This is a genomic window from Mycobacterium persicum (assembly GCF_002086915.1).
Lineage (GTDB): Bacteria > Actinomycetota > Actinomycetes > Mycobacteriales > Mycobacteriaceae > Mycobacterium > Mycobacterium persicum.
The window spans coordinates 2,982,317-2,992,475 of sequence record NZ_MWQA01000001.1 but is presented as its reverse complement, the minus strand read 5'-3'; the positions used below and the strand labels follow the sequence as shown (position 1 = coordinate 2,992,475).

12 protein-coding genes are annotated in these 10,159 nt (G+C 67.9%); 4 read left to right on the top strand and 8 right to left on the bottom strand.

Annotated features, from left to right (window positions below; genetic code table 11):
* Positions 1–28 precede the first annotated feature (28 nt).
* Positions 29–652 carry a superoxide dismutase gene (locus tag B4U45_RS13685; protein WP_023368896.1) on the bottom strand — a complete coding sequence of 208 codons (624 nt, stop codon included), beginning with the start codon at positions 650–652 and terminating at the stop codon, positions 29–31.
* Positions 653–825: 173 nt separating this feature from the next.
* On the bottom strand, positions 826–981 hold the full coding sequence (locus tag B4U45_RS13680; protein WP_162877319.1) for a hypothetical protein: 156 nt from the start codon (positions 979–981) through the stop codon (positions 826–828).
* 620 nt (positions 982–1,601) lie between these two features.
* Here B4U45_RS13680 and B4U45_RS13675 point away from each other — a divergent pair.
* Together B4U45_RS13675 and B4U45_RS13670 are read left to right on the top strand one after the other, a co-directional pair.
* Positions 1,602–2,648, top strand: coding sequence for a DUF4328 domain-containing protein (locus tag B4U45_RS13675; protein WP_075549759.1), 1,047 nt, complete (start codon positions 1,602–1,604; stop codon positions 2,646–2,648).
* A 5-nt stretch (positions 2,649–2,653) separates the two neighbouring features.
* Positions 2,654–3,478: a glycerophosphodiester phosphodiesterase gene (locus tag B4U45_RS13670; RefSeq protein WP_075549830.1), complete on the top strand. Its 825-nt coding sequence runs from the start codon at positions 2,654–2,656 to the stop codon at positions 3,476–3,478.
* Here the strand turns inward: B4U45_RS13670 and B4U45_RS13665 are convergent.
* The 3 genes from B4U45_RS13665 to B4U45_RS13655 all read right to left on the bottom strand — a co-directional run bounded on the left by B4U45_RS13665 (position 3,475) and on the right by B4U45_RS13655 (position 6,401).
* Entirely contained in the window at positions 3,475–4,020 is a 546-nt protein-coding gene (locus B4U45_RS13665; protein ID WP_075549760.1) for a ferritin, read from the bottom strand. The genes B4U45_RS13670 and B4U45_RS13665 overlap by 4 nt on opposite strands.
* Before the next feature lie 280 nt (positions 4,021–4,300).
* On the bottom strand, positions 4,301–5,542 hold the full coding sequence (locus tag B4U45_RS13660) for an LCP family protein (protein ID WP_122526539.1): 1,242 nt from the start codon (positions 5,540–5,542) through the stop codon (positions 4,301–4,303).
* A 52-nt stretch (positions 5,543–5,594) separates the two neighbouring features.
* Positions 5,595–6,401 (bottom strand): DUF2470 domain-containing protein, encoded by an 807-nt coding sequence (locus tag B4U45_RS13655; RefSeq protein WP_075549762.1) that lies wholly within the window; start codon positions 6,399–6,401, stop codon positions 5,595–5,597.
* A gap of 89 nt (positions 6,402–6,490) precedes the next feature.
* Here B4U45_RS13655 and pheA point away from each other — a divergent pair, with 89 nt between their 5' ends.
* Together pheA and B4U45_RS13645 are read left to right on the top strand one after the other, a co-directional pair.
* On the top strand, positions 6,491–7,447 hold the full coding sequence (pheA, locus tag B4U45_RS13650) for a prephenate dehydratase (protein ID WP_075549831.1): 957 nt from the start codon (positions 6,491–6,493) through the stop codon (positions 7,445–7,447).
* Positions 7,444–8,142: a histidine phosphatase family protein gene (locus B4U45_RS13645; protein ID WP_075549763.1), complete on the top strand. Its 699-nt coding sequence runs from the start codon at positions 7,444–7,446 to the stop codon at positions 8,140–8,142. Before pheA ends, B4U45_RS13645 begins: the two co-directional genes overlap by 4 nt.
* Here B4U45_RS13645 and B4U45_RS29285 read toward each other — a convergent pair.
* The 3 genes from B4U45_RS29285 to B4U45_RS13635 form a co-directional block, all read right to left on the bottom strand.
* On the bottom strand, positions 8,119–8,334 hold the full coding sequence (locus tag B4U45_RS29285; RefSeq protein WP_082275687.1) for a hypothetical protein: 216 nt from the start codon (positions 8,332–8,334) through the stop codon (positions 8,119–8,121). The two genes, B4U45_RS13645 and B4U45_RS29285, sit on opposite strands and share 24 nt — an antisense overlap.
* A 65-nt stretch (positions 8,335–8,399) precedes the next feature.
* Positions 8,400–8,750, bottom strand: coding sequence for a metallopeptidase family protein (locus B4U45_RS13640; protein WP_219859414.1), 351 nt, complete (start codon positions 8,748–8,750; stop codon positions 8,400–8,402).
* 3 nt (positions 8,751–8,753) lie between these two features.
* Positions 8,754–10,112, bottom strand: a complete 1,359-nt coding sequence (locus B4U45_RS13635) for a septum formation family protein (RefSeq protein WP_183154938.1) — start codon at positions 10,110–10,112, stop codon at positions 8,754–8,756.
* Between the last annotated feature and the right edge of the window lie 47 nt (positions 10,113–10,159).

The following is a 10,159-nucleotide window of genomic DNA, read 5'->3' as shown; positions in this document are numbered from 1 at the left end:
CGGCGCCCAGGCGCTGAAAATGCTGGAGTCAGCCGAAGATCAGGCCCTGCGTTTTCGAGGTGGCCGCCTCGTAGCGCGCCTGCACATCGGCCCAGTTCACGACATTCCAGAATGCTTTGGCGAAGTCGACCTTGACATTCTTGTACTGGAGGTAGAAGGCGTGTTCCCACATGTCGAGCAGCAGTAACGGAATGATTCCGAGCGGAAAGTTCGTCTGGTGGTCGTAGACCTGGAATATCAGGAGCTTGTTGCCGAGAGTGTCCCAGCCCAGCGCCGCCCAGCCCGACCCCTGCACCGTGGTGGCGGCGGCGTGGAATTGGGCACGAAACTTGTCGAAGGACCCGAACGCCTCGTCGATGGCCGCGGCGAGTTCGCCGGTCGGCTTGTCGCCTCCGTTGGGAGAAAGGTTCTTCCACCAGATCGTGTGGTTGACGTGGCCGGCGAGGTTGAAGGCCAAGTTCTTCTCGTTCAGCAAGATCGCCGAGTGGTCTTCCTTGGCGCGCGCCTCTTCGAGTTTGGCGACCGCATCGTTGGCGCCCTTGACGTAGGTGGCGTGGTGCTTACTGTGGTGAAGTTCGTTGATCTGACCCGAGATGTGTGGTTCCAGCGCCCCGTAGTCCCAATCCAGATCGGGCAAAGCGTATTCGGCCACGGCGTTCCCTCCTTCAATCGTCTGACACGTCATTCGCGTGGGTTCCGCCACGCGGCGGGCTGACGTAGTCAACCCTGCTGCATGACCGCGCGTGCCGCAAGAACAGCCCCCATCATCCGGAACGGCTCGAGCAGTTCCTTGAATTTCTCAGGGCATACCCGGGCGCCGGGGACTTAATACACAACCAGGAAGACCAGCACCGCGAGCAGCGCGAGCGCGATCAGTCCGGCACGAAGGGCGGCGATGACATAGGCGTGGTTCCAGGCGGGCGAACCCGAGCGCGAATTCGACGGTGGCGGCGACCCCGGACCGTAGGAGTGTGTCGCCATCAAACGCCTTCCCCCGGCATGGTCATCCCGCCTCAGTGAGGTGAGTCACAATGAACATCGCGTCGCAGATCATAACGCCTGGTGCACTAGTTGAAAAATTGCGCGACGAACAACGCCGGCAGTGTCGCCGGGTGATGGCCAGATGATGGCAAGACCGCACCAGCCGGCCGTCGAAAACCACTGCCTGCGGCCGCGCGACCGAGCCGGGCCGGACAACCTCTGACGGTTCGCCACCGCAGCGCCGGCAAGTCGTTAACCGGACCGCGGAAAAGCTTGGCCCGACGCAGCCCCGCACTTCGCTCGCGGCGCCTCCGGGCTGTCGATCGGCGCGTCCCGGGAGCGCCATGTTATCCACAGTTCGACGCGAACCGGGCCGATAGAGGCGGCATCGAGACGGACAGCCGACTGTGGATAAAGCTGTGGAAACTGTGGATAGGTCGCGGTTGGGCCTTAGTAGCTGTCCAGGTTCTGGCCAGGTCCCGTCCAGGGGTCGCGCAGACTGCCTCGCCGGGGGCCCGGGCCGCCGCGGTCCCGCACCGCCCCGCGCACGCAAGGTGCTTCCCCGATCCGCTTTGACGCCGTGCTGTGCCGTGGTGTCGGCAGGCTATTAGGCTGGTCCGGTGATCCAGGTGTGCTCCCAATGCGGCACTCGGTGGAACGTCCGCGATCGTCAGCGGGTGTGGTGTCCACGTTGCCGGGGGACCCTGATGGCGCCGCTGGCCGACCCGTCGGCGGGTGACCCGCGGTGGCCTTCGGCGGTGGGCCCTCAGCCGGCGCCTCACCTCATGCAGCGCACTCCGCCGCGGCTCCCACCCGGGTTTCGCTGGATCGCGGTACGCCCGGGCGCCCCGCCGCCACCGCGGACCTGGCGACGATTCCGCGGGCCCACGCCGCGCTATGCCGTGATGCCGCGTTGGGGTCTGGCGGACCGACTCCCTTCGACCGCACCGTCGCCGGCGGCGATACCGGAAAAGTCCGGGCCGGCCGCACCCACGGTGCGCGCCGCGCTGTTCGCCACGATCGTGGTGCTCGGTATCGCCGCATTGGTCTATGCGGTGCGATACGTGCTCCTCATCGTCAACCGCAGCCTATTGCTTAACTCCCTGGTGGCCGGGGCCGCGCTGTGGTTGGGGGTGCTGGCCAGCATTGCCGCGCTCGTCGCGACGATCGGCTGTTTCGTCGTGCTCATTCGCTGGCTGATCGCTCGTCGGGCTGCCGCGTTCGCCCATCACGGCCTGCCCGAGCACCGCTCGGCGCGGCAGTTGTGGGCCGGCTGTCTGCTGCCGTTGGCCAACGTGTTGTGGGCGCCGGTGTACGTCATCGAACTCGCGGTGGTCGAAGACCACTACCACCGGCTGCGCCGGCCCATCGTGGTGTGGTGGATCACCTGGGGGGTCAGCAATGCGGTGTCGATCTTCGCCATCGCCACCAGCTTTGCCGGCGACGCCCAGGGCATCGCCAACAACACGGTGATGACGGTCGTTGGCTACGCGTTGGCCGCGGCCGCCGTGGCCGCTGCCGGGCGGGTGTTCGAAGGGTTGGAGCGCAAACCGGTCGAACGGCCGGCGCACCGGTGGCTCGTGGTGCGCCCGGATGGCCCGCCCCCGCAACCCGCCCCGGTTGCTGCCGGGGCAGTTGAGCTGCAAGGCCAAGAACCGGCAGCATAATGGGCATGACCTGGGCCGACGAGGTGATCGCCGGGCATCCGTTTGTGGTTGCCCACCGTGGCGCGTCCGCTGCTCGACCGGAACACACGCTGGCCGCCTACGACCTGGCGCTCAAGGAGGGCGCCGACGGCGTGGAATGCGACGTGCGGCTAACCCGCGATGGCCACCTCGTCTGTGTACACGACCGGCGCTTGGACCGGACCTCGACCGGAGTCGGGCTGGTCAGCACGATGACGCTGGCCGAGCTGCGCGAGCTGGAGTACGGCGCCTGGCACGAAAGCTGGCGTGCGGACGGCACTCACGGCGACACCAGCCTGCTGACCCTGGATGCGCTGGTCGCGCTGGTGCTGGACTGGAACCGGCCGGTGAAGATCTTCATCGAGACCAAGCACCCGGTCCGATACGGATCGCTGGTCGAAAACAAGGTGCTGGCACTTCTGCACCGCTTCGGCATTGCCGCGCCGGCCTCCGCCGACCGGTCGCGCGCCGTCGTCATGTCGTTCTCGGCCGCGGCGGTCTGGCGGATCCGGCGGGCCGCGCCGCTGTTGCCGACGGTGCTGCTCGGCAAGACCGGACGGTACCTGGCCAGCAGCGCGGCCACCGCCGTCGGGGCGACCGCGGTGGGACCGTCGCTGCCGGCGTTGAAGGACTACCCGCAACTCGTCGACCGTGCGGCGGCCCAGGGACGGGCGGTTTACTGCTGGAACGTCGACGAATACGACGACGTCGAATTCTGCCGTGAGGTCGGGGTGGCGTGGATGGCCACTCACCACCCCGCCCGCACGAAGGCCTGGCTACAGCAGGGGCGCGCCGGCCAGGCCGGCGGCTAGAGACTACCGCCGGCGGCGCGCGGGGCGCCTGAGGCGGACGGCGCCCGGCCCACCTCGCGGGCGACGAAGTTCTCGAGCTCGAACAGGTTGGATCCGGCCCGGTCCGCGATCCGCAGCAGGGTGGACATCAGCGACATCTCTTCGACCTGTTCTTGCAGGAACCACTGCATGAACTGCTCGCCGAGGAAGTCGCCCTCGTCGCGGGCCACCGCCGCCAGCCGGCCGACCTGGTCGGTGACGGCACGTTCCTGGTCGAGTGCCAGCGCCAGCGCATCACGCGGTTTGTCGAACTGGTTTCGGACGGTGTCGATGCCCGGTATTTCGACGCGAAGGCCGCGGTCGAGCAGATGTTGCACCAGCATCATCGCGTGATTGCGTTCTTCGACCGCCTGGCCATAGAAATGCTTCGCCAATTGTGGCAAGTCCTCGCTGTCGAAATAGACCGCGATCGCAATATATTGCTGTGCGGTGGTGAATTCGTTGAAGATTTGCTCTTGCATTAACGCGTGGAATTTGGTCTTGTGTCCGTCGTAGTCAGTCATGAGGTCAGATTAATGCAGGTAGGACCTGGTCCGCAACAAAGGCATCACTTAGTGAGGACAGCGTTTCCTAAGTGTTCCGGGGCCGTCAATAACGCTCTTTATCAGGCCAGGTTTGCCTAACTGAAATAATTCCGCTAGGCGTTATTGCGGGTGGCTGTCGCTACAAACGATACGGGGCGCCACGACTTCCTCGCGCCCAGCGTGAACAGGGGGCGCTGAGCACCGGCGTGTCGTCGCGGCCGGTTCACGTTCGACGCGTCCTGCACACCCGGTGAAGTCACTATGGTTGCCCGTCGATCGCGGAAGTCGGCACCGGAGCATCCGACGCGAGCGCGTCGAACAATTCCCGGGCCGCGTCGTGATTCCATACCACCACCGAGCCGACGTCGCTGTCGGTGAACTCGCCGATCGGAACCGTCAGCGCGGTGGTGTGCCCGTGCAGCGCCCAGACCAGGCGTGCCAGGTCGAAGACATGGGTGGCCTGGTCGACGGTCAGCGCCCGGGCGGCTGCGTGTGGCACCGCGTACCAACGCCATGGGTTGAGCCATACCGCGGGGCTGGCGGCGCGGTGCAGCAGCGCTGCCATGAACTGGCGTTGGTTGAGCATCCGATCCAGATCGGCCCGCGGTGTGGCGCGAGACCGGACGTAACCCAGCGCCCGTCGGCCGTCCAGTTGTTGACAGCCGACCGGCAGGTCGACACCGGCCAATGGATCGCGGATCGGGTCGCTCAGGCACACGCTGACCCCACCCAGCGCGTCGACCAGGTCGGCGAAGCCGCCGAATCCAACCTCGGCGTAATGGTTGACGCGCAGGCCGGTGGCCTGCTCAACGGTCTGCACTAGTAAGGGCGCGCCACCGGTCACGAACGCGGCGTTGATCTTGTCGCGACCGTGACCGGGTATCGGCACCGAGGAGTCGCGCGGTATCGACACCAACGTCGTCGGGGTGCTCGACCCGAACTCCGGCACATGCACCAGCAGGATGGTGTCGGTGCGTCCGGCGCCGACGTCGCCGCCGGTGGCGAGGCTTTGCTGCTGCTCGGTGGTGAGGTCCTGGCGGCTGTCGGAACCGACAAGCAGCCAGTTCGTGCCGCGGCCGGCGCCCGGGCGGTCGGCGTCGTCGCTGAACACCGGCTCGCGGCGCAGCGACGTGTCCAGCCACAGCGCACCGCCGAGGATGCCCGCTCCGGCCAATAACAAAACGACCAGCACACTGAGTGCCACGATCCTGCCCCAGCGCCGCTGCCTGACCCGGTTGCGGCGCGCCTTCGGCGCCACCGGCCGCGGAGGCGGCGTCGACTCGGCCGGACCGCGCTGCCGTCTGAGCCGGACTGGCCGGGCTGTCGAGGACGGCGGGGGATCAGTCGTTGCCGGTGTGGAATCCGGTTCGGGCCGGGGTCTGCCCGGTGGCCGCGGTGGCGGGTTTTCGCGACGGATGACCTGTGACGGCTCCGGCTGCGCCGACCGGTGATGCAGCGGTCCTCGGGGTCTCCAGGGCTGCGGTGATCGATCGCCGTTCACCCGGACAACGTACGTGGCCGGACCCGGCAGTGCAGCCGGCCGCGACGGCGTGCTACGACGCGCAGCGCCGGCGGGCCCGCAAGCCGTTGACGAAGGGGCACCCCATCAACACCCGGATGGCCTGCCCCAGCCCATGCATGTCGTTGACCGGCCGATGGAACGGCAATCGGATGTCGCGGTCGCCGTCGTCGCCTTCGACCCGAAATTGCACGCCGTACCGGTCGAGGCCGAGGGGACGGATCGCTCCGCGCCGCCATTGGGCGGGCAGCCGGGAGACCAACCGGGCGACGACGTCGCCATGGACGGTCGCCAGGTGCCACAGCAACGTCGATTCGATCTCGCAGAACGGGTCCGGTCTGGCTGCCAGCAGGTCCGCGACACTGACCGGCGAGGCTCCGGTGGTGTCGGTCACGACCACCGATTCGGTCTCCAGCCGCAGCAATGTGTACCGGTGCTGCTGCCGCAGGGCGGGGCCGGATCGGGGAGTCTCCACCTGCAGCAGGGTCGGGTCCGGGTTCTCGGTGGCGATCGTGTCCAGCACCGAGGTCACTGCTCCCCACGGGACCCGCTGCAGGCGACCGCGGATCCACACCAGCGATCGGACCGGCTCCCGGACCGGCAGCGGGGCGTAATCGGTGAGCTCGAGCAAGGCCTGAGATCCACAGCCGGGCGTGTAACCGGCCGCGGCAGCGCGGTCAGCGGGAACGGCCACGGCGAAGGAACCGTCGGACATCAAGTGATGCAGCGGCGCGGCCATCGGTTGGTCGGGCTCTACCGCCAGCAGGCCCGCGCCGGCCCGCGCGCAAATTGTGCGAACGCGCTCGGCGGTCGTGGGCGTCGGGTTGGTGATCGGAAACATCGCGGCGGCTCCTCGAAATTAGGTAAGCCTAACTTAAGCTACTCGGCTCGTCCGTCGCAAGGACCCGATGCGCCACTAGTGTGGTCAACGTGGTCTGCATCGCCTACCTCGGTCCGGAAGGGACGTTCACCGAGGCGGCGCTGTTGCAGATAACGGCCGCCGGGCTGGTACCCGGCCGGGAAGCCGAGCTGACGGAGCTGCCGCAACGGCTGCCGGTCGAGAGCACCCCCGCCGCGCTGGAGGCTGTCCGCAACGGCACGGCGGATTTCGCCTGCGTCCCCATGGAGAACTCGATCGACGGGTCGCTGGCGCCCACTTTGGACAGCCTGGCCATCGGTTCGCCGCTGCAGGTGTTCGCCGAGACCACCCTCGACGTGGCCTTCAGCATCGTCGTACGGCCCGGTCGCAGTGCGGCCGAGGTACGGACGCTGGCCGCCTTCCCGGTGGCGGCAGCACAGGTACGGCAATGGCTCAGCGCGCATCTGCCCGGTGTCGAGATGTGCCCGGCGTATTCGAATGCCGACGCGGTCCGCCAGGTGGCTGAGGGCCGGGTCGACGCGGCTGTCACGTCGCCGCTGGCGGCCGCCCACTGGGCATTGACGGCGCTGGCCGACGGTGTCGTCGACGAATCCAGCGCCCGGACCCGTTTCGTGTTGATCGGCCGGCCGGCCCGACCGCCGGCGCGCACGGGAGCCGATCGCACCTCGGCGGTGTTGCGGATCGACAACGTGCCCGGCGCACTGGTGGAAGCGCTGACCGAGTTCGGCATGCGCGGCATCGACCTCACCCGGATCGAATCCCGGCCCACCCGTACCGAATTGGGCACCTACATGTTTTTCGTGGACTGCGTCGGCCATATCGACGACGACGCCGTCGCCGAGGCACTCAAGGCGTTGCACCGTCGTTGTGCTGATGTGCGATACCTGGGTTCCTGGCCGACGGGACAGGCGGTCGGCATGCAGCCGCCGCCACCCGACGATGCATCGATCTGGCTGGCTCGGCTGCGGGAGGGCCAGCCGGCCCCGGCCCGGGAGCCGGGGCGATGAGCGGTCGGCTGGTGCTGCTGCGGCATGGCCAGTCCCACGGCAACGTCGAGCGCCGGCTGGACACCCGGCCACCCGGCACGGCGTTGACGTCCCTGGGACGCGAGCAAGCCCGCGCGTTCGCGCTCGGCGGTTCTGCCCGCCCGGTCCTGCTGGCGCACTCGGTCGCGGTCCGTGCGGCAGAAACGGCCGAGGTGATCGCCGCCGAGCTGGAGTTGTCGCCGCTGCGGCTCGACGGCATCCACGAGGTCCAGGTGGGAGAGCTGGAAAATCGCAGCGACGACGAGGCCGTGGCCGAATTCAACGCCATCTACGACCGTTGGCATCGCGGTGAATTGCAGGTGCCGCTGCCCGGCGGTGAGTCGGGCGAAGACGTCTTGGACCGGTACCTGCCGGTGCTTACTGAACTACGGATGCGCTACCTGGACGACGCCGCCTGGGATGGTGACATCGTGGTCGTTAGCCATGGCGCCGCTATCCGGCTGACGTCGGCGGTGCTGGCCGGCGTCGACGGCACGTTCGTGCTCGACAACCATTTGGGCAATGCCGAATGCGTGGTGCTGGCTCCGATCACCGACGGGCGCTGGAGTTGTGTGCAGTGGGGAAACCTCAAGCCGCCGTTCTACCCCGACCTCACGCAAGGCCCACCTACGCCGGTCATCGACGCGGTGACGTCAAGCACTGACCCGATGGGGTGATCCGGCCTCTCCGTTCGGCGCGTCAGCGCATCGGCAGCCGACCGCGTCGCAGTCGATGACGAACCCGTGCACCGATATCTCGGGTCCGTCGCAGTCGTTTTCGGTGCATTCGGTCCGGCCCAGATCATGACGAATGACGGTGCCGTGGCAGTGATAGACGCCTGTCCGGCAGTCGCGACAGACTGTGCTCATGAAGCGTTCTTAGCACCAGGGCCGGACAATTCCGGGATGCCGCGCCCGTCACCGGCGGGGTTCGGTCAGCCCCCCCCCCGTTCGTCCCGCCCGGCGTCGTCGATGCCGAAGTGGTGGGGGATCTCGTGGATCACGGGGATTGCCACCTGATCGACGACTTCGTCGGCGGGTTCGCAGACATCCAGCAGGGCGTCGCGGTAGATGGTGATCGCGTCCGGCAGTGCTCCGGCGTAATCGGAGTCGCGCTCGGTCAGCGCGACTCCCTCGTATAAGCCCAACAGGTCGTGGTCGCCGGGGTGGCGGTCGGCGACCAAGATGACCACGTTGTCCATCGCGGCTGCCAGTTCGCGCGGGAGGAGGTCGAGTGCGTCGGAAACCAGTTCGTCGAACCGCTGCGGATCCATCCGCACCGCCACGGGTTAACCTTCCGGCGCGGGCTCGGCGGGTGCGGGGGCTTCCGGTGCCGGGGCCGCCGGCGGCGCCCCGCCATCAGCCGGTGGGGCGGCGGGTGCTTGGGTGGTGGCCGGCGCGGCGGGCGGTTGGGTGGTGGCCGGGGCTGCGGGCGCGCGAGACGGTGTCACCACCGGCTGTTGATTGGGCAGGTGTTGGTTGCCCGGTGGCGTGACCGGGATCTCCTGGACCGGGGCCGCGGGTTGTGGGGCCGGCACCTGCACCGGGATCGGCGGCAGCGTGAGCCGCTCCTCGGGGATGTCGGGCGGCGGTATCGGGGGCTGGCCGTTGATCAGCAGCGGTCCCTTGGCGCTGTTGACCAACGTGGCCCAGCCGCCGTTGCCCAGCGTCGCACCGATGCTGCACGCGACCTCACGGCTGCCCGCCGACCAACTGGACAGCGACAGCGTCGGGTAGATCAGCGTCAACGTGGTGGTCCGCAACTTGATGGGCGCCAGATACGCGTCCGTCATCCGGGTGCAGTTGTCCTTGATGTACGCGTCCTGCTCTGGTTCGGCGGGCAGCGCGTTCGGGAACTTCTCGGAGAGGTTGACCGTGCCGGTCACCTCCATCGCGTGGGGGGCCGTGCAATCGACCGGAACATCGACCGGTTGGTTGGTGTTCGAGTCGATGGCCAGGCAGGTGCCGGCCGGCCAGACCTTGGACTGGTCGAGTTCGGCGACCTTGCCTTTGAACAGGGCCTGCTGGTTGTTGGGGCCGGGCAACTGCAAGCCGCACAACATGCGGCGCTCGCCGGCTTGTCGCCACGCGCGGTCACCGGACCACAGCATGCTGATGGTGAACTTGCTGTTCGGGTCGAACTTGGTGCCGAGGTAGCGGCGTACGGCGGCCTCGCACTGCTCCTGGCTGATTTGCTGGATGCGTGCCGGCGACGGGGGATCAGCGTTGGGCCCGTACTCCGAACCGGGGAAGGTCCGCATGTCGATGGACTCGGCCACTTCGAACCGGTGGTCGTCGGAGCAGCTGACGATGGTCGCGGCCTCCGGCATGGCGTCGGGCCAGTTCAGGCAGTCGCCGCCGGTGGCTCGGTTGAAGGCGGCGTTGCTTTTGGCGCCGGTGCTGGGCACCGGGTTGTTGTCGATGTAGCCGGCAAGGCGCCCCGGACCGGTGGTCACCGCGGGAATCGCGGTGGCCAGCCCGGCGATCAGCAAGGCACCCAGAGCGGTGAGCAGCAGCGCCCGCCGGGTCGCCGACGCCTGCAGAGCCCGAGGCCAGCGGAAGCCCGCCCCCGGCGGGGTGGCTGCGGCGGTGCCGGTTCTGTCAGCTTCGCTGTCAGGTGGCAGTTGCTTCTCGGGAGCGTCCAACATCCGTTCCATTGTGACAGGGGCTGCCCGGTGGCGTTACCAATGTTGCT